This is a genomic window from Bacillus cereus group sp. N6, assembly GCF_016483705.1.
Taxonomy (GTDB): Bacteria; Bacillota; Bacilli; order Bacillales; family Bacillaceae_G; genus Bacillus_A; species Bacillus_A wiedmannii.
Genome location: NZ_JAEHBI010000001.1, coordinates 145,505 through 163,873, shown reverse-complemented (window position 1 = coordinate 163,873; position 18,369 = coordinate 145,505). Strand labels below are relative to the sequence as shown.

Genomic DNA, 18,369 nt, shown 5'->3' with positions numbered 1-18,369 from the left:
TAAGATATTCAATTTTCCCTGTAAAAATTCAAACCACTATTCTCTTATTCATTTAGAGAATAGTGGTTTATTAATTTTCTATTTAAGCATGTACAGCATGCCCTACAGCTTGTAATAACGCTTCATGAATCGCTTCAGATAAAGTTGGATGCGCTGCAATATAATCTCTCATAATATCAGCGGTAACTTCTGTATGAATCATTACAGTTCCTTGTCCGATTAGTTCGGTTGCACGAGGACCGATAATAGAAATCCCAACAATTTCTTGATATTTAGGTTCCACGATAACTTTTACTTTACCCGTTTGTTCTCCAATAATAAGCGCCTTTCCGTTCGCTGTAAAAGGAAATTCTCCTATAAGAATATCACCGTATTGTTCTCTTGCATCTTTTTCGTTTAAACCAACACTTGCGATTTCTGGGGATGTGTATATACATCGAGGTACTGCATGATAGTTAACTTTCACATCTTCTCCACTCATATGTAACGCTGCTGTTGTTCCTTCATGGAAAGCAACGTGAGCAAGTTGTATTCCACCAATCACATCACCTGCTGCGTAAATATGTGATACATTTGTTTGCATATGTTCATTCACAGAAATTCCTTTATTTGAAAATTGAACACCTGCTTTTTCTAAATCTAATTTTTGTACACGTGGTTTTCGGCCGACAGAAACGAGAACATATTCCGGATTGGCTTCTTGGATACTTCCTTCATATTCAAATGAAGCTTGCTTCTTATAATTATTTAATCCTTTTAAAGCAGCTCCTGTAAATATTTCTACGCCATCATTTTCTAGTTTATCTCTTAAAATATGTGCGATATCTTCATCTTCACCATGTAATAATTGCGGTGCCATTTCAACAATCGTAACTTTTGTTCCAAGACGACTATAAATACTTGCAAACTCGCAACCTATTACACCACCGCCAACGATTAATAATGATTTCGGTATATTTTCTAGGGACATTGCATGGCTACTATTTAAAATCTACTTCCCATCAAATGGAGCAAAAGGTAATTCAGTCGGTTCTGAACCTGTTGCTATAATGAACTGGTCTCCATCTACTACATCTACTTTATCACCGTGTGTAACTCGTACACGGTGATCCGTTTCAAATTTCGCTTTACCTTGTATAACTTTTATTTTATTTTTCTTCATTAAATATTGAATTCCTTGGACAAGCTGCGTTACGATCTGTGATTTCCTCGCCTGTATTTGCTTCCAATCAATTGATATACTTCCTTTGTTAAGCGTAACTCCGTAATTATTCGCTTTTCTCACAATGTCATGCACTTCCGCACTTTCTAACAATGATTTTGTAGGCATGCAACCAACATTTAAACAAGTCCCGCCAAGATCAGCTTCATCAATAAGAGTGACATCTTTCCCATTTTGAGCCGCGGTAATTGCCGCTACATAGCCAGCAGGTCCGCCTCCAATAACGACTAATTTACTCATTCTCTCACCTTCTCTTTATAAAAGAATTGTTACAGGTTCTTCTAAATAACGTTTAATTGTGCGTAAAAATGCAGCTGCTGGTGCGCCGTCTAATACACGATGATCGAATGTTAAACTTAAAGGTAACATACTTCCTTTTCTTAATTTTTTCCCTTTATATACAGGAACATGTTCAATTGCACCAACACCTAAAATACCAGTTTCAGGTGTATTTAATACTGGTGTGAAATATTCAATCCCAAAGCTACCTAAATTACTAATTGTAAAGGTTGTCCCTTGCATATCGTCACTACTTAAATTACCTTCTCTTGCTTTTTGTGCCACAATTTTAATTTCTTTAGATAACTCTACTAAAGATAAATTATTAGCAAAGCGAATAGACGGAACGACTAATCCTTTTTCTAACGCGACTGCCATGCCTAAATGAATATGTTCAAATTGATGAATTGCATCATCTATATAAGCGCTGTTCATTTCTTTATGCTCCGCAAGTGCTAATACAACAGCGCGAGAAACGAAATCCGTAATGGTTAGTTTATCGTATCGTTTTTGTACAACTTCCGCTATGTCTTTATGTAAAGCTACTAAATCTGTCACATTTACTTTCATCGTTAATGTTAATTGCGCACTATTTTGTAGGCTTGCATGCATACGGTTTGCGATTGCTTTCCTCATACCAGTCACAGGAATGACTTTACTTTCTTCTTGTTCAAGTACTTCTGGAATTGCAACTCTTTCCTCAAGTGCCTTTAAAACATCTACCTTTGTTATTCTTCCTCCAGGTCCTGTACCAATTAATGATCTAATATCAAGATTTTCAGTTTTTGCAATCTTTTTCGCAACCGGAGATATTTTGATTCTTTGCTTCGCTACTTCTTTCGCATATGGTTCTGTATGTTGTATATTTTTAGGTTCTGCATTAGGTGTTTTTTCTTCTACAACATTTGTATTTTCATAGACTTCTACTTTTTCGTTCGGCTTACCGATATAGCAAATTACAGTACCCGGCGGCACTCCCTCATCTTCACTTACAGCTATATCAAGGACAGTTCCATCCGCTGGTGCTTCTATTTCAGTTTCGATTTTTTCCGAGTTAATGCTAGCAATTAGTTCACCTTTTTCTACATTATCACCTGCTTTAATATTCCAGCTCGTAATAATACCTTCTTTCATCGCCATACCTAACTTTGGCATTACAACTTCAACAGCCATGTTTCTCTCTCCCTTCTCATCGTTTCATTACACATGTAATAAAGATTGGTCTCCGATCATTTCTGATACGGTTTCAATTACTTTTTCCGGCGTTGGTAAGTATAACTTTTCAAGTGGTGGAGAGAACGGAACTGGTGTATGTGGTGCTGTAATTCGTTTAATAGGTGCATCTAACAAATCGAATCCTTTATCCGCTACAATTGCTGCAATATCCGTTGCGATACTACATCTTGGATTTGCTTCGTCAATAACAATTAGGCGATTCGTTTTTTCAACAGATGCTAAAATCGTATTTTCATCCAATGGTGATAAAGAACGTGGATCAATTACTTCTACTTCAAGTCCCTTTTTCGATAATTGCTCAGCAGCTGCAAGTGCTGTATGAACTTGTTTTCCAATTGCGACGATTGTTACATCAGAACCTTCACGTTTAATATCTGCTTTCCCTAATGGAATTGTATAGTATTCTTCTGGTACTTCGCCTTTCATATTGTAAAGTGTTTTATCTTCAAAGAAGATAACTGGATCGTCATCTTCAATTGCTGCTAATAATAAGCCTTTTGCGTCATACGGAGTAGAAGGAACGACAACTTTTATACCTGGAATGCTCGTAAATAACGCATATAAACTTTGTGAATGCTGTGCCGCTGCGCTAAAACCAGCACCATGCATCGTACGTACTGTAACTGGCACTTTTGCTTTACCACCGAACATGTAGCGAAACTTTGCGCCTTGGTTTAATACTTGATCAAGACAACTACCGATAAAATCATTAAACATTAATTCAGCAATCGGACGTAATCCTGTTGCAGCAGCTGCCATCGCCGCTCCCATATAACCCGCTTCTGAAATAGGTGTATCTAAAATACGATTTCGACCAAATTCTTGTACAAGGCCTTTCGTAACACCAAGCACACCGCCCCATGCTTCATCGTCTTGCAGGTGATCAACTTGTGCACCGCCTGCAACATCTTCTCCGATTAAAATTACATTTTCATCACGACGCATTGATATTTTCATCGCTTCATTAATTGCAGTTGACATACTTACTGTTCTAGTCATTATTTTTCACCCTCCTCTTATTTGTAAGAAACGTATACATCTTTTAATAATTCTTCATCCTCTGGATATGGACTATTTTCACTAAATTCAATTGATCTTTGCACTGCTTCATCTACTGCCTTTTCCATATCGACAAGTTCAGATTCAGTTAATAGCGCTTCATGAATTAAATGCTTACGGAAATTCACAATCGCATCTTTTTCATTTAAATGTTCTTCTTTTTCTTCTGAAGTTTTATACGTTTGTGTTTCACCTTCGAAATGACCGTAATTGCGATATGTCATACATTCAATTATTGTTGGACCACCGCCATTACGCGCACGTTCTACTGCTTCTTCCGCGGCTTTATATACTGCAAGTAAATCTTTTCCATCCACTTGAACACCTGGAATATTGTAAGCTTTTGCTCGATCTGCAATGGAATCACAACTTGACGCATATTCAAATGTCGTTGCTTCACCGTAACCGTTATTTTCGGCGATAAAAATAACTGGTAACTTCCAAATCGCTGCTAAGTTAACCCCTTCGTGAAATGTCCCTTCATTATTTGCTCCGTCACCGAAGAAGCAAACACTCACATCTTTCGTTCCTTTATATTTAGCTGTTAATGCTGAGCCGCAAGCAAGTGGAAAACCTCCGCCTACAATCCCATTTGCACCAAGCATTCCTTTATTTAAATCGGCAATATGCATGGAACCGCCTTTACCTTTACATAACCCTGTCACTTTCCCAAAAAGTTCAGCCATCATCCCGTTTAAATCACAGCCTTTTGCGATACAATGTCCATGTCCTCTATGCGTACTTGTAATACTGTCACGATCCGTTAAGTGGGCACATACACCAACTGCTACCGCTTCTTCACCTGCGTATAAATGAACGAAACCTGGCAGAACGCCTTGGGCGAATAATTCATGCACCTTATCTTCAAACTTACGAATCTCTAACATTTTTTCATACATCCAACGAGCTTGTTCTTTCGTAATTTCATTCCCTTTACTTTCAGTTGTTTTTAACATGTCCAGCCCTCCTATTTTCTTGTTCATCTTTTATATTGCAAGTACTGTGCCAAATTCTAATCATTGATTTCATCGGTTTTCTCTTTCCTTTAGAAATAAAAAAGTGGACAAAATGAGACATATGTCTCGTTTTGTCCACTTTTGTTCACTTAATGTTAGAATGATTATCTTATTCATTATCAAAACTCTTCTGTAACTTCCGGATGTAAATAATTTGACCAATATGATAAGCGTTATGAGTTGTTACATTTGCTAATATTTCCCACCACTTTGCAGAAACAGGAAATCCAACTACATCACTTTCAACCTTCTCTTCATTTATAAGCTTTTGCCATTGTAACAGTTTCTCTAGTAGTTTTTCTCTTAACTCATCGAAGGTTTGATTATTTGAAAGCATAAAACTTTTGTTATTATCACCAATAGCGGGCACGGCATCCACATTCGATTCTTTGTACCTAGTTTGCCACGTTGAATTCCAATACAGTAAATGTTGTACAATTTCAGCTATACTATTACTCTCTTCATTCGGTTTCCAGAAAGCTTCTCTCTCAGGTAGATCTTTCACTGCATCTGAAAATGGAATATACCAACTAGGATCGTTTGCATTTGCTAATAATTGATCTGCTAAAACATCTTTCACATGGGCCATTTTTTTCCCTCATTTCATTAACATATTCATACTCACTTCTCTATATACGCTGAGTCTTTATAATTCCCTTTTTTAAAAATCCCATAGAATATAGAATTAACGGGTATTGCTCTCAATACGAATGTAAGAATAATAGATTTTCTTATCATAACTCGTTATGATAAAAGAAAAAGAAAGCTGGCGGAAAATGGATAAAAAAATCGCAGTTATAACCGGGTCTTCAAGTGGTTTCGGTCTTTTAACAACACTTGAGCTTGCGAAAAAAGACTATTTAGTCATAGCTACAATGCGAAACCTTAATAAACAAGAAGATTTAATATCTCAAGCTACTAAACTGAACTTACAACAAAACATAACAGTTCAACAATTAGATGTAACCGATCAAAACTCTATACATAACTTTCAATTATATATAAAAGAAATAAATAGAGTAGATCTACTTATTAATAACGCAGGATATGCAAATGGGGGCTTTGTAGAAGAAATTCCAGTAGAGGAATACCGTAAACAATTTGAAACAAACCTTTTTGGAGCTATATCAATTACTCAACTTGTATTACCTTATATGAGAGAACAAAAAAGTGGGAAAATCATTAATATAAGTAGTATTAGTGGCCAAGTCGGATTCCCTGGTCTATCTCCTTACGTTTCTTCAAAATATGCATTAGAAGGCTGGAGTGAATCCCTTCGTTTAGAAGTAAAGCCTTTCGGAATAGATGTTGCTTTAATTGAACCTGGTTCTTATAACACGAATATATGGGAAGTTGGTAAACAACTAGCTACAAACCAATCTGATACATCTTCTCCTTACAAAGAATATATGGGCAAAATACAAAAACATATTAATAGCGGCAGTGATACATTTGGTAATCCGATAGAAGTTGCTAATAAAATTATAGAAATCGCTGAATTTAAGCGTACGAATTTACGATATCCGATTGGAAAAGGTGTAAAATTTATGATCTTTGCGAAGAGGATTCTTCCTTGGAGATTGTGGGAATACCTTGTATTGAGAACCTTTAAGAAAATGTAGTTAACTTTTTTGATAAACATTTTGAAAGAGGTGCTAATTAAATGTTAGGTTTACCGTATGGAAAAGTGTTTTTAGTTCCGTGGACTGAAGAATGGCAAATTGAATTTATGAAAGAGAAACAATTCATTGAGGAACAAATTGGCGAACATATTTTAGCAATACACCATATTGGTAGTACCTCTATTCCACATTTAAGTGCAAAGCCAATTATTGATATTGCAATCGAATTAGAAGATTATACGGACGGCTTAACATGTATTAAAAAGTTAGAACTGCTAAACTATAAATACAGAAAAGATGTATTGCCTGAACGATATTATTTTAATAAAGGAGAGCCAAGAACTCATCAAATTCATATGTATGAACAAAGGAATACATATTTAATAGAACAATTACAATTCAGAGATTACTTAATAGACAATAAAACTTCTCGTATTCAGTATGAACAGTTAAAGATTCAACTTTCACAAGCTAATACCTAATGATAAACATAAATATGCTGAGGATAAAACAAATTTCGTTACATCCATATTAGCTAAAATAAATGATGAATTTAAATAAGAAACCATTTACTACTCAATGGTTTCTTATTTATTAGTTAACTCTTGATTTGTACCATCAATAATCACCTTATTATGCAGCAGGTGGAACGAAATAAACTAGTATTGAGAGCATCAATATAAATGCAACCATTCCCGTTATCGAGAGTATATATTCTTTTGATTCTCTATCATACTTCCATTCCATCCATGCTCTTAAAGTCGATGATACCCCTAAATAAATGAACATGACATAAGCCATTTTAGAGTTTTCAAATTTAAACATATAATAACAACTACCTATTATATAAATAATAATAAGTCCTATTTCTATTTTTACATGTAAACTATTCACATGCTTATATCCGAAGAAGCCTCTTTTCTCCATATTTAATTTTATTCTTAAACACTGTTCTAAAAAGTAACCACCTATAGCCAGTCCAATAATAATAATCAAGATTGTAGAAATACCCATTGTTATCCCCCCTCTTATTACTTTATTTATTTTTAGAAATAGAGTGGACTATATTACGTTTATTCTCTTCTAAATAACTTACAATTCCTTCAGGATATGTGGACCTCTCCTTTAATTCATTTATACTTTTCCAAATTAATATAATATCCTCATATTCTTTATGTCTAATTTCATTTATTACCCTGTCTTTAACAATTCCCCTATGTATCAATGTACAATGATGTCCTTTTTCGTTGTCCCACTCGAAAATATGTTCATTTACTACGGCCAATTCTTGAACATCAATCTTCAAATTGTATTCTTCTATTAATTCTCTTACTATTGCTTCTTTTGCTGTTTAACCAAATTCAATGTAACCTCCTGGAAAACGATAAAATGTTTCTCTTAAATCACATTGTACAAGTACGTTAGAATGATCTTCATTTAAAATCATTACTTCAGCACGTAATCGAGGACTTTTCATTTCTTCTCTCCCTATAATTGCTCATTTTGTGATATTGCCATAGTGTCTTAATCAATACGTATTAAATAAGGAAATATAGAATTATCCCCGTTATCAATAGTGATACAACTCCGCCTAAGGACATCAAAAACTCCCTTGATTCTCTATCATATTTCCATTCCATATATGATTCGAAACTATACAACGTAATTAAAAACAGAAAGGGTAGGAAGCCCATGTATAGAGGGTTCGAAAGAGAAGAACATATAATTATAACTACTATATACGAAAAAATAATAATCCTGTTTCCCCATTTATGCAGCTTATTTACATATTTATTATTCCATCCTTTTTGTTTCGGTATATTTAGCCTTTTTCTCACTATATTTTCTAAAACAAATAAGAATATGATCCATAAAACTAATACAATTACTTTCACATGCATTAGAGAGATCACCTCCTTTATCTTATCGTCTGGATTTTCTCCGGCTGATCACTCGGATACGTAGTACTCATTTTGTTCTCTACGTCCCAACTAATAATAGTCGCACTATCTCTCCCTAATTGCTGATGAACGTGTTCTAAAACATTATGAACATTTTCTTTTAGTTCTACATTACTTTCGTTCATATCATTATACAGATTCAATGGTGTTTCATAATGACGTTCCCCGCATTCTAATACCCCATCTGTGACTATTACAATTCGATTCTTTCCAGCACGTAATTCACGAATTCCTGTTGAATAGCAAGGGACTGGTAAATTAAATGTGTTTATATTTCCAATCCATTCGTAAAAATGACGTTGATTTAATGCATATTGTCCTAACTTATGTAACTCTTCATGAAATACATAAACTAAACAATCACCAATAGATAACCACCATATGTAGTTTTCTTTTCTTACACATATTAAGCACGCTGTTTCCCCTTTTACTCTTTTGCACTTTTCTTTAAATGAGAGGGATTGAAAGATTGTAAGTAGATGATTTTCAACAGATCGAAATACTGTATCAATCGATTCATTCATCATTACTTTTATATTTTCATATTCTTTTTGGATTGTATTTACTACTAAATCAACACTTTCCGCACTATTATGTCCATCTAAAATAGCTGCAAATTCCCAATCACCATTTGACCAAACTAACGCACCATCTTCGTTCTTTGTTGCTCCGGCGCTTATATTCCCGCCGTATTTTCCAAGTACAACGTCACCATATTGTTTAACTGAAATTTCTCCTAAACACATTTCTGTATTTCCAACCCATGAATATTGTCTATTATTTGTTGTATGCATACTCATTTACCATATACTTTCGTATTCTTTCACATATTTTTTTAATTTTCTCTTCGTCACCATATGGCGCATCAGTCCATTTCGCTACTTCAGTTGGTGACCAAAATTCTTTGGGTGTATTTGGATAACGCGGTATGATGTGCATGTGCATATGTGGTACACCATTTCCTGAAACAAAAGTGTAAATATGCTCTGCACCTTCGCTTTCTTTTAACGCTTTACTTACTCTACTTGTTATAAGTCCGAACGTTTTCGCTTCCTCATCTGTTAGTTCAGCAAGACCAGGTATATGTCTTTTTATATCTATCATTACATAACCAAGGTATGTTTCTTCACTATCCCAGTGGACATGTCCAACATAAACGAGTTCATCTTCATAAATAGCTCCACCTGGAACTGTAATATTTCCTTTATGTTTCTCGCAAATAAAGCATTTTCGTTCTACTTGATTATTTGTTGACATATCCATCACCACCCTTTTTATTAATAATATCATAAAAAAAGGAAAAATAGGATTTATATTCCGAAAATTCATTCTTTCAATTCGGCAATTTTTGAAATAAATTTGCACCTTATTATTTCTTCAAAAACGCAATCCCAATTACGATTCCAATCACAATTCCGATTACTAAATTATTAGTAAAAAAACCTTGAAATACACCGATTACAACCCCTATACCGACACCTATTGCCAAGGCATCATTCCTTTTATTATTTTTAGCCAAAATTGCATCTCCTCCCATCATTTCTCCCTAAATAACATACATTTACTTGAATGTATTAATATATTCATTATCTCACTTGAATATTTCCAAAAAATGAACTATAACTTCACATATAATATTTTCCATTTTCTGTGCATACTCCTTTATAATGAAAAAATTTCAAGTAACCATTAAATATATATAGGCATTTACTATAAGAAATATCAGTAATTTATTTAAGGAGGAACGATTCAAATGCATCCTCATTGGAATCCAAATATAAATCAATGGAACAACACCAAAAACAAGTTTGTGCACCACCTGGTGGTTCTGTCATTGTTCGTGTGTAATCTATTCAAACAAAAAACACACTTTGTATAATAAAGTGTGTTTTCCTTTTATCTTCTTTTTTGATGAAATCCTTGTGTAATGCGGTCTAATATAATCGCAATGACAACAATAGCTAGTCCGGCTTCAAATCCCATTCCAATATTAACTTGTGTTACAGAACGGTATACATCAACTCCAAGACCTGGTGCTCCTACAAGAGATGCTGTTACTACCATCGATAAAGAAAGCATTATACTTTGGTTCACACCAGCCATGATTGTTCCAGTTGCGAGTGGTAATTGTACTTTAAATAATTTTTGTGATGCGGTAGAGCCAAACGCATTCGCTGCTTCAATTAAATCTTCTGGAACTTGTCTAATTCCTAAGTCAGTAAAACGAATTGTCGGTGGCATTGCAAAGATTACGGATGCGATAATCCCAGGCACTACACCTACTCCGAAAAATGTAATTGCAGGAATAAGATATACGAAAGCCGGCATTGTTTGCATAAAGTCTAATGTCGGTTTTAAAAATTTTGAGAATCGTTCATTTTGAGAAGCTAAAATTCCGATTGGGATTCCTACAATAATTGAAATAATAACAGACGTAAGTACAAGTGCTAATGTTTGCATCGTCTGTGCCCAGTAGTTAATATTTAAAATAAATAATAAACCGATCAGTGTAAAAATAATTAAAGATACCTTTCTCGTTGTGTACCAAATGAGGAAACAAAGGATAATAATCATCAATATGGCCGGTATTATTGTTAAAAAATTAGTGAGTAAATCAACGAATCCACCGATAATATAAGAGAATCCTCGGAATAAACCTTCAAGGTGCTCATATAAACTTGCAACAAATGAATCGACCCATTCCCCTAATGGAATACGTGGTATACTACTCATCGTCTTTCACCTCTTCCTCAATATTACCTGCAAGAGCTTGAATGACACTTTCGCGTTTAATAATTCCTCTAAGCCTTTTCTTCTCATCAATTACTGGTAACGGATATTTCATCTCCGCCATTTTCGCATACGTTTCTTCAAGTAAAGTATCTAAATACACATGCGGGATATCGGTAAGTAATAAATCAGCAATTGGCCACTGTTTTTGAACGGCTTTACTCGCATCATCTGCCGTTAATATCCCTAAAAACTCATACTTTTTGTTAACAACATACACAGTAGAAACGCCAGCGTTCCTCATAATTTGAAGTGCTACACGCGGTCCACGATCAATTAATAAAGTCTCCGGTCGTTTTAATATAGATTCCGCCGTGATTACTTTTCCTAAATTTACATCCGCTACGAATTTCTCTACAAATTCATTGGCAGGACTCATCATAATTTCTTCCGGTGTTCCAATTTGAACAATCTCTCCATCTTTCATTAATGCGATACGATCTCCAATTCGAAGAGCTTCATCTAAATCATGTGTAATAAAAATAATTGTTTTCTCCATTTTATCTTGTAATTCTAACAGCTCATCTTGCATTTCTTTTCGAATCAGTGGGTCTAATGCACTAAATGACTCATCCATTAACAATACATCTGGATTATTTGTTAATGCCCTTGCGATTCCAACACGTTGCTGCATACCGCCACTAAGTTGACTTGGATAATTATCTTTATGATGATCAAGTCCTACTAACTGTAGCGATTCTAACGCTTTATTCTCTCGTTCCTCTACTGGAACTCCTTGAATTTCTAACCCGTACGCAACATTTTGTATCACTGTACGATGTGGAAATAAAGCGAACTTTTGAAACACCATACTCATCTTCGTTCTTCTCACTCTTCGCAACTCTTCTTTTCCCATCGTTGCGATATCTTCACCATCTATGTATATATGCCCCGCTGTTGGTTTAATTAATTGGTTTAACATCCGAACTAACGTAGATTTCCCGCTACCAGACAAACCCATAATAACGAAAATCTCTCCAGTATATACTTCAAAGGTTGCCTTTTTTACACCAACGTTCATTCCTGACTCTTTCAAAATTTCCGATTTGCTTTTTCCTTCTTTTAATAAAGACAGCGCTCTTTGCGGGTGTTTCCCAAATACTTTTGTTACGTTTTCAACACGCACCTTTGTATTATCCATGTCACTACTCCTTTTCTACCCATCTATTCATATAGTGTTGCGATTTTACAAAGAAATATTACATAAAAATGACATTCATAAGATTTCTTTAAAATTCGCGTTTCCGTTCATAATAAGAATGCTTACTTATACATTTATTTAAAAAGGCAAACATTTCTTAGGAGGGTTTCGATGAAAAAGAAAATATGGATTATATGCCTTGCATTATTTATTACTATGATATTCTCTTCATGTAATGCAACAAATGCAAATTCGAAAGGAAAAATTAAACTTGGTGTAACAAGTTGGAAAGAAAACATTGCAACGGCAAACATGTGGAAAGTTTTATTAGAACAAAAAGGTTACAAAGTTGAGCTCATGTACTTAGAAAAAGCTGCAATTTGGACTGGCGTTGCTCGCGGTGATGTTGATGCTAATTTAGAAGTATGGCTACCTGTTACGGATAAACCGCTAAATGCTCGTTATAAAGATGATATAGTCTTAAAATCAAAATGGTATGAAGGTACTGGACTTGGCCTTGTCGTCCCTTCTTATATGAAAAACATTAACAGTATTGAGGATTTAAATGCTCATAAAGATGAACTAGATAACAAAATTGTCGGTATCGAACCCGGTAGTAGTCTTATGAATTTAACAAATAAAGCGATGAAGGAATATGATATTAAACTAAAACTTGTCCAATCTTCTGAAGCTGCGATGATGAGTGAATTAAAGAAAGCATATACGAAAAAGAAACCAATCGCTGTTACGCTTTGGAATCCGCATTGGGGCTTTTCAGAATTTGACTTAAAATATTTAAAAGACCCTAAGAAAGTATATGGTGAAAAAGATGATATTTATTACTCTGTTCGTAAAGGTTTCGAAAAAGATTATCCAGATATCGTGAAATACTTTGACAAATGGAAAATGAACGATGAACAACTTGGTACATTAATGGTCATGTTAAATAAAACGAAAGATCCTGAAGAAGCCGCGCGCAAATGGATTGAAAAGAATCAAGCACTAGTTGATGAATGGGTAAAAGATTAATAAAACAGGCTAGAGGATATGCTATTCCTCTAGCCTGTTTTATCTTATTTTTTCGTAACAACATCATCTACAATCCCATATTCTTTCGCTTCTTCAGCAGTCATAAAATAATCTCTTTCTGTATCATGTGCTACTCTTTCAATCGATTGCCCCGTTTTTTCTGCAATCATTTTATTAATATCACGCTTTAACTTTAGTATTCTTTTCGCTGTTATTTCAATTTCTGTTGCCTGGCCTTGCGCACCACCAATTGGCTGATGAATCATAATTTCACTGTTAGGGAGCGCAAACCGTTTTCCTTTTGCACCTGATAATAATAACAATGCACCAAACGATGCTGCAAATCCCATGCATAGCGTTTGTACATCTGGTTTAATGAGATTCATCGTATCTAATATGGCAAAACCCGCTGTCGTTGAACCACCTGGGCTATTGATGTATAAATATATATCTTTCTCTGCATCTTCCGCTTCTAAAAATAATAATTGAGCTACGACACTACTCGCTACTTGATCATTTATTTCTGAACCGATAATAATAATGCGGTCTTTTAATAGCCGTGAATATATATCATAGGAACGTTCTCCTAATTTCGTTTGTTCAACTACATATGGAATTGCATTCATTTTAAATCCCTCCAATAATTGTTATGCCGCATAAAGCATACAACTGTAGGAAGAAGGTTTTTTCTCATTAAATAGTAAGACTGACTGTTTAGATGGTAACTTAGTAAAATCTATTGTAGGAAGAAGTTTTGTTAATAATTCCGGCTTTTCCTCCCGAATAGACGTTACTACAACTTCAATGTCATCTGTGAATTCGACTATCTCAATCCCTTCTTCACTTACAGTTTTCAGTCTATTTCTACTCCGAAATAAAGAAGCTTTCACTGCACCTTCTGATACGGAACATACTTTAGCAATATCACCTATACTATATTGAAAAACATCTTTTAATAATAAAATTGTGGATTGTTGTACATTTAATGACGATAATACTTTCCCTACCATTTCATGCAAATCTGCAATGTTCTCTTGTGGGGCATCAAAAATAATTTGTTCCTTTATTTTTTCATGAACTGATTTTGATTTCATCTGGTCTATCCAGCGATTTCTAGCTATTTTATATACAAGCGTCATACAAATATCTTTATTACTGTATTTTTGAAGAACTTTACAAACTGTTTCTTGGGCAAGATCTTCGCCGTCCCATTTGTTTTTCGTTAAAAATGTACAGTACCTTTTCAATTCTCCATATTGCTCAATTAAAAAGTTTATATTTGAATGATTCATATCGATATGATTCTTTAAAATATGAGTTACTTTTGTGCACAAAATAACCACTCCTTTTCAGCGCTTACTTAATTAACGATTAAACAAATAAAAAAGTTACGGGGCATATAAAAAAATTATGTTTATGTTCAATAATTCGCGGTCATAAATATGTTATGTACAATTTTACTTGAGGAGGAACAAATTTGCCAAAATTAACAATTGAAGGTGCGGGAACTTTTGATGTAAAAGAAGGCACAAAGTTAGTATTAGCGATCGAAGATAACGGTGTACACATTCTCCATCGCTGCGGCGGGAAAGCACGCTGCACAACTTGTAGAGTAGAAATTATAGCAGGTGAGTTTTGTGAAGCAAGTTCTAATGAAAAAAATGCAATTACGGAAAAAGGAATTGAAGATCACTTACGTTTATCATGCCAAATGCACGTACATAAAGATATAGTCGTTCGTCCTATACTCACAGTGGAAAATTCAGGTCTAGATGCAGGCCCACGTCCAGCAGAATAATATGCTAAATTTAAAACAACTCGTTGGTGAATATGCTGCTATCTTTGTAAAAGATGGGATGAAAGTTGGACTTGGCACAGGTTCTACTGTATATTGGACGATACAAAAATTAGATGAGCGTGTAAAAGAAGGCTTATCATTTCAAGCTGTACCAACGTCAAAAGAAACGGAAGTATTAGCTAAACAACTAAATATCTCTCTAATTTCGTTAAACGACGTACAAAGCCTTGATCTTACAATTGATGGAGCGGATGAAATTGATGCTAATTTACAACTTATAAAAGGTGGTGGTGGCGCATTACTTCGCGAGAAAATTGTTGCCACTTCCTCCAAAGAACTAATTATTATTGCTGACGAATCGAAACTTGTAACACATTTAGGTACTTTCCCAGTACCTGTTGAAATTATACCTTTTTCATGGAAACAAACCGAAAGGAAAATTCAATCTTTAGGTTGTCAAACAACGTTACGTTTAAAAAATAACGAAACGTTTATTACCGATAACAAAAACATGATTATCGATTGTATATTCCCTCATAACATATCTAATCCAGCCAATTTACACACTCAATTAAAAATGATTACAGGTGTAGTTGAAACAGGGTTGTTTGTTAATATGACTAGTAAGGCGATTATTGGAACTGAAAACGGAATAGAGGAATTATAAATCCGCTTTATTCCGTGTAGTTAAAAAGGATGAGGTGCTTCCTCATCCTTTTTTCATGTCATTGGTAACGCATCTAATTGTATGAATTACAAACATTATAATAAAAATTACTGTAACAATTAACGGAAAGTAAAAATCATTAGATGTTGTTTTACGGCTATATATAATGAACCAAAATATAGGTATACCAGGTAACATTACTACACCACTAACAAAATTGAGGGTAATTTTATTTATTTTGCTTTTTAACAGAATATGAATAATGAAATTAGAAAGGAAAATAAGAAATAATGTAGTTATTAATAATGACATTATACAGCCTCTCCTTTTCCATATTGATTGCAGGCGTTAGTTCATAATATATTCTTTTTGACGTCAGAAACTCAAAATCATTTATTTTATGAAAAATTTAACTTCCATCTTTTTTATTGTTCAAGCACAAAAAATAAAATAATGTTGAAGTATGATATACTATGAAAACAAAAGAACATCACTCTAGAAAGGGCTGAACAATTTGCACTCCAAAATCATAACAGAACTTACAGATTTAGAAACTGCCTTTCATATTCGAAAAGAAGTATTTGTAAAAGAACAAAATGTCCCTCTTGAAGATGAATTCGATACATTCGATAAAATTGGTGAGAAATGCAAACATATTTTAGTTTATTATAACGATCTTCCTGTAGGTACAGGTCGTATACGATTTGTTGACGGTGCAGGAAAATTAGAACGCATCTGTATTTTAAAAGACTATCGTAAATACGGATTAGGAAAAGTAATAATCAAAGCGCTAGAAGAAATTGCTCGTGACAAAGAAGCTACAAAAGTAAAACTACACGGTCAAACACAAGCTGAAGGATTTTATAAAAAATTAGATTATCAAACTTCTTCTGATGTATTTATTGAAGATGGTATTCCGCACGTTATTATGACGAAAGTACTATCATAATAAAAAGGGTAGTATATGAATTTATATACTACCCTTTTTTATAAATAGAAAAGTGAATTCTCAAGATTTTCTTTTGCATCAAAGCCCATCATCTCTTAGTTCATATCTAGGTAAAGCTTACACTGTTTTCCATAATGATAAGGCATAAATCCAGTTTGGATCCCCATTTCCTTGATAACTCTGGACAGCTTCATATACTTTTCCCTCGTGTAGAACTCTATCTCCCTTTTCATATGCTTTCTTTGCATTCCACTCTTCATATGAAGCGCTTTCAGTTTTTGTAGTAATTGTGAATATATCACTCTGTACAGATTCATTTCCAGCTACATCAACAGCTTTCACTACATATTTATAAGTAGTATTAGGAAGTAAATTTTTATCCATATAAGAAGTCGTATTGGATGTTGCAATTTTTTTCAATGATCCTTCTGTTTCTCTATAAATATCGTAATGGTCTACACCAATATTATCGTCAGAGGAACTCCACATTAGATCCACACTTGACGCTGTCGTTCCCATACTATGTAATCCTTTTGGTTGTGTTGGTACTTCTGTATCAGGCGCCTCAACTGTTGTTTTTACTGTAAGCGCTGCACTTTCTTTCGATACATTTCCAGCTGCGTCAATTGCTTTTACAGTATAAGAGTATTCTGTACTTGGTTGTAATTTTTTATCAATAAAATGAGTTCCTGGTACTGTATCAATCATCTCTCCGTTACGGAAGATTTGATACCCTTTTACCCCTACATTATCCGTAGAAGCAATCCACGTTAGTTCTATATTATTCGCTGTTACTTTAAGTGCTTGAATTCCATTTGGAGTACTTGGAGCTTCTATGTCCGGTTTCACATCATTAATAAGATTAACATCAATTACATTATAGAATGCATTTGCTGTATCCGCTACATCCCATACTGCTAAAATCACATGATATCCACTACGATCAGTAGGCACATTGATTTTGTGAGTTAAATGATTTAAGGCTGCAGAACCATCATGTTGTACAGTTCCAATTGGTTCTAAATCTGCTCTTGTGAGCGCTTTATTTGGGTTCCATTCTTTTTTTGTAATATAGTAATGCCATTTACTTGTTAAGTGAGGCGCTGTATATTTCCAAGTAAAAGTATTTTCCCCGCCTGTGATTGTATTTTTAAACCAACGATTAGCTGTTTGTTGATCTAAAACACCACCAAATTTACCACCTGCAGAAGCGATTTGTCCATCAACTGGGCCAGCTTGCGGGAACCCTTTTGGAGCTTCCAAACTTTGTGGTTCATACATAACACTTCCACAGTTTGCATTTAGTGCACCATAGGTTGGACTACATAAAGCAGATCGGCTGCTAGGCTTTTCAACAAAACCGTGCGCGTATGCGTTTTGAGGAATAAGTGTCGTGCCAATAATTCCAGCTGTTAATGCAACAGCTCCTAGACTTTTTTTGTTCATTTTCATGTTTTGTAGTTGTTTTAATAATCGATTATTCATGTTCCTGTCCCCTTCTTGTTATACTTTGTAGTGTAATGTGGGCTTCGATGTAAAAGAATAACAAGAGACAATCTTGTATCGATGTATGTGTTAATTATGCATACACCGCAGTGAA

Annotated in this window: 19 protein-coding genes and 3 pseudogenes; 6 read left to right on the top strand and 16 right to left on the bottom strand. The window is 34.4% G+C overall.

Features of this window, described 5'->3' with window-relative positions; all coding sequences use genetic code 11:
* Window positions 1-82: 82 nt before the first annotated feature.
* The 5 genes and pseudogenes from lpdA to JDS99_RS00895 all read right to left on the bottom strand — a co-directional run bounded on the left by lpdA (window position 83) and on the right by JDS99_RS00895 (window position 5,401).
* A pseudogene (gene lpdA, locus JDS99_RS00915) lies at window positions 83-1,462 on the bottom strand (dihydrolipoyl dehydrogenase).
* Window positions 1,463-1,477: 15 nt separating this feature from the next.
* Window positions 1,478-2,674: a dihydrolipoamide acetyltransferase family protein gene (locus JDS99_RS00910; protein WP_199694231.1), complete on the bottom strand. Its 1,197-nt coding sequence runs from the start codon at window positions 2,672-2,674 to the stop codon at window positions 1,478-1,480.
* A 27-nt stretch (window positions 2,675-2,701) separates the two neighbouring features.
* Window positions 2,702-3,736: an acetoin:2,6-dichlorophenolindophenol oxidoreductase subunit beta gene (acoB, locus tag JDS99_RS00905; protein ID WP_088608819.1), complete on the bottom strand. Its 1,035-nt coding sequence runs from the start codon at window positions 3,734-3,736 to the stop codon at window positions 2,702-2,704.
* 17 nt (window positions 3,737-3,753) lie between these two features.
* Window positions 3,754-4,752 (bottom strand): acetoin:2,6-dichlorophenolindophenol oxidoreductase subunit alpha, encoded by a 999-nt coding sequence (acoA, locus tag JDS99_RS00900; protein ID WP_199694230.1) that lies wholly within the window; start codon window positions 4,750-4,752, stop codon window positions 3,754-3,756.
* Between the two features lie 169 nt (window positions 4,753-4,921).
* A complete protein-coding gene (locus JDS99_RS00895) occupies window positions 4,922-5,401 on the bottom strand; it encodes a DinB family protein (RefSeq protein ID WP_060486729.1) in 480 nt (159 codons plus the stop codon).
* 187 nt (window positions 5,402-5,588) lie between these two features.
* Here JDS99_RS00895 and JDS99_RS00890 point away from each other — a divergent pair, with 187 nt between their 5' ends.
* Together JDS99_RS00890 and JDS99_RS00885 are read left to right on the top strand one after the other, a co-directional pair.
* A complete protein-coding gene (locus tag JDS99_RS00890; protein ID WP_206773103.1) occupies window positions 5,589-6,434 on the top strand; it encodes an oxidoreductase in 846 nt (281 codons plus the stop codon).
* Between the two features lie 41 nt (window positions 6,435-6,475).
* A pseudogene (locus JDS99_RS00885) lies at window positions 6,476-6,995 on the top strand (GrpB family protein).
* A gap of 72 nt (window positions 6,996-7,067) precedes the next feature.
* Here the strand turns inward: JDS99_RS00885 and JDS99_RS00880 are convergent.
* From JDS99_RS00880 to JDS99_RS00845, 8 genes and pseudogenes are all read right to left on the bottom strand, one after another.
* Window positions 7,068-7,448, bottom strand: coding sequence for a DUF4181 domain-containing protein (locus JDS99_RS00880; RefSeq protein ID WP_199694226.1), 381 nt, complete (start codon window positions 7,446-7,448; stop codon window positions 7,068-7,070).
* A 22-nt stretch (window positions 7,449-7,470) separates the two neighbouring features.
* Window positions 7,471-7,911, bottom strand: a pseudogene (locus JDS99_RS00875) (NUDIX domain-containing protein).
* A 61-nt stretch (window positions 7,912-7,972) separates the two neighbouring features.
* Window positions 7,973-8,335, bottom strand: coding sequence for a DUF4181 domain-containing protein (locus JDS99_RS00870; RefSeq protein WP_000558206.1), 363 nt, complete (start codon window positions 8,333-8,335; stop codon window positions 7,973-7,975).
* Window positions 8,336-8,352: 17 nt separating this feature from the next.
* Window positions 8,353-9,195: a PP2C family serine/threonine-protein phosphatase gene (locus JDS99_RS00865; RefSeq protein WP_199694225.1), complete on the bottom strand. Its 843-nt coding sequence runs from the start codon at window positions 9,193-9,195 to the stop codon at window positions 8,353-8,355.
* Complete coding sequence (locus JDS99_RS00860; protein ID WP_098856934.1) at window positions 9,173-9,724, bottom strand: HIT family protein; 552 nt, start codon at window positions 9,722-9,724, stop codon at window positions 9,173-9,175. Before JDS99_RS00860 ends, JDS99_RS00865 begins: the two co-directional genes overlap by 23 nt.
* A 40-nt stretch (window positions 9,725-9,764) precedes the next feature.
* The gene (locus JDS99_RS00855) at window positions 9,765-9,932 is read right to left on the bottom strand and encodes a glycine zipper domain-containing protein (RefSeq protein WP_048547350.1); all 168 of its coding nucleotides are present in this window, start codon (window positions 9,930-9,932) and stop codon (window positions 9,765-9,767) included.
* A gap of 359 nt (window positions 9,933-10,291) precedes the next feature.
* Window positions 10,292-11,128 carry an ABC transporter permease gene (locus JDS99_RS00850; RefSeq protein WP_000095064.1) on the bottom strand — a complete coding sequence of 279 codons (837 nt, stop codon included), beginning with the start codon at window positions 11,126-11,128 and terminating at the stop codon, window positions 10,292-10,294.
* Window positions 11,121-12,326: a quaternary amine ABC transporter ATP-binding protein gene (locus JDS99_RS00845; protein ID WP_199694224.1), complete on the bottom strand. Its 1,206-nt coding sequence runs from the start codon at window positions 12,324-12,326 to the stop codon at window positions 11,121-11,123. The genes JDS99_RS00850 and JDS99_RS00845 overlap by 8 nt, the downstream gene beginning before the upstream one ends.
* Window positions 12,327-12,497: 171 nt before the next feature.
* On the opposite strand from JDS99_RS00845, the gene JDS99_RS00840 reads away from it, so the two are divergent.
* Window positions 12,498-13,355, top strand: coding sequence for a glycine betaine ABC transporter substrate-binding protein (locus JDS99_RS00840; protein WP_199694223.1), 858 nt, complete (start codon window positions 12,498-12,500; stop codon window positions 13,353-13,355).
* A gap of 44 nt (window positions 13,356-13,399) precedes the next feature.
* On the opposite strand, the gene clpP is transcribed toward JDS99_RS00840, so the two are convergent.
* Together clpP and JDS99_RS00830 are read right to left on the bottom strand one after the other, a co-directional pair.
* On the bottom strand, window positions 13,400-13,981 hold the full coding sequence (clpP, locus tag JDS99_RS00835; RefSeq protein WP_199694222.1) for an ATP-dependent Clp endopeptidase proteolytic subunit ClpP: 582 nt from the start codon (window positions 13,979-13,981) through the stop codon (window positions 13,400-13,402).
* A 21-nt stretch (window positions 13,982-14,002) separates the two neighbouring features.
* A complete protein-coding gene (locus JDS99_RS00830) occupies window positions 14,003-14,689 on the bottom strand; it encodes an RNA polymerase subunit sigma-70 (protein ID WP_199694221.1) in 687 nt (228 codons plus the stop codon).
* Window positions 14,690-14,832: 143 nt separating this feature from the next.
* On the opposite strand from JDS99_RS00830, the gene JDS99_RS00825 reads away from it, so the two are divergent.
* The 3 genes from JDS99_RS00825 (at window position 14,833) to JDS99_RS00815 (ending at window position 16,769) form a co-directional block, all read left to right on the top strand.
* Window positions 14,833-15,153: a 2Fe-2S iron-sulfur cluster-binding protein gene (locus tag JDS99_RS00825; RefSeq protein WP_001125375.1), complete on the top strand. Its 321-nt coding sequence runs from the start codon at window positions 14,833-14,835 to the stop codon at window positions 15,151-15,153.
* Window position 15,154: 1 nt separating this feature from the next.
* Window positions 15,155-15,820: a ribose-5-phosphate isomerase RpiA gene (gene rpiA / locus JDS99_RS00820; RefSeq protein ID WP_199694220.1), complete on the top strand. Its 666-nt coding sequence runs from the start codon at window positions 15,155-15,157 to the stop codon at window positions 15,818-15,820.
* A gap of 514 nt (window positions 15,821-16,334) precedes the next feature.
* Window positions 16,335-16,769 (top strand): GNAT family N-acetyltransferase, encoded by a 435-nt coding sequence (locus JDS99_RS00815; protein ID WP_060486723.1) that lies wholly within the window; start codon window positions 16,335-16,337, stop codon window positions 16,767-16,769.
* Window positions 16,770-16,886: 117 nt separating this feature from the next.
* Here JDS99_RS00815 and JDS99_RS00810 read toward each other — a convergent pair whose 3' ends face one another.
* Entirely contained in the window at window positions 16,887-18,254 is a 1,368-nt protein-coding gene (locus JDS99_RS00810; RefSeq protein WP_199694219.1) for a lytic polysaccharide monooxygenase, read from the bottom strand.
* Window positions 18,255-18,369: the final 115 nt, after the last annotated feature.

Excerpts from the sequence above, each read along its gene's own strand:
- JDS99_RS00845 (WP_199694224.1), bottom strand. The coding sequence starts at position 12,326 with ATGGATAATACAAAGGTGCGTGTTGAAAACGTAACAAAAGTATTTGGG.
- acoA (WP_199694230.1), bottom strand. The coding sequence starts at position 4,752 with ATGTTAAAAACAACTGAAAGTAAAGGGAATGAAATTACGAAAGAACAA.
- JDS99_RS00855 (WP_048547350.1), bottom strand. The coding sequence starts at position 9,932 with ATGGGAGGAGATGCAATTTTGGCTAAAAATAATAAAAGGAATGATGCC.
- JDS99_RS00910 (WP_199694231.1), bottom strand. The coding sequence starts at position 2,674 with ATGGCTGTTGAAGTTGTAATGCCAAAGTTAGGTATGGCGATGAAAGAA.
- JDS99_RS00850 (WP_000095064.1), bottom strand. The coding sequence starts at position 11,128 with ATGAGTAGTATACCACGTATTCCATTAGGGGAATGGGTCGATTCATTT.
- JDS99_RS00810 (WP_199694219.1), bottom strand. The coding sequence starts at position 18,254 with ATGAATAATCGATTATTAAAACAACTACAAAACATGAAAATGAACAAA.
- clpP (WP_199694222.1), bottom strand. The coding sequence starts at position 13,981 with ATGAATGCAATTCCATATGTAGTTGAACAAACGAAATTAGGAGAACGT.
- acoB (WP_088608819.1), bottom strand. The coding sequence starts at position 3,736 with ATGACTAGAACAGTAAGTATGTCAACTGCAATTAATGAAGCGATGAAA.
- JDS99_RS00895 (WP_060486729.1), bottom strand. The coding sequence starts at position 5,401 with ATGGCCCATGTGAAAGATGTTTTAGCAGATCAATTATTAGCAAATGCA.
- JDS99_RS00860 (WP_098856934.1), bottom strand. The coding sequence starts at position 9,724 with ATGAATTTTCGGAATATAAATCCTATTTTTCCTTTTTTTATGATATTA.
- JDS99_RS00840 (WP_199694223.1), top strand. The coding sequence starts at position 12,498 with ATGAAAAAGAAAATATGGATTATATGCCTTGCATTATTTATTACTATG.
- JDS99_RS00890 (WP_206773103.1), top strand. The coding sequence starts at position 5,589 with ATGGATAAAAAAATCGCAGTTATAACCGGGTCTTCAAGTGGTTTCGGT.
- JDS99_RS00870 (WP_000558206.1), bottom strand. The coding sequence starts at position 8,335 with ATGCATGTGAAAGTAATTGTATTAGTTTTATGGATCATATTCTTATTT.
- rpiA (WP_199694220.1), top strand. The coding sequence starts at position 15,155 with ATGCTAAATTTAAAACAACTCGTTGGTGAATATGCTGCTATCTTTGTA.
- JDS99_RS00865 (WP_199694225.1), bottom strand. The coding sequence starts at position 9,195 with ATGAGTATGCATACAACAAATAATAGACAATATTCATGGGTTGGAAAT.
- JDS99_RS00880 (WP_199694226.1), bottom strand. The coding sequence starts at position 7,448 with ATGGGTATTTCTACAATCTTGATTATTATTATTGGACTGGCTATAGGT.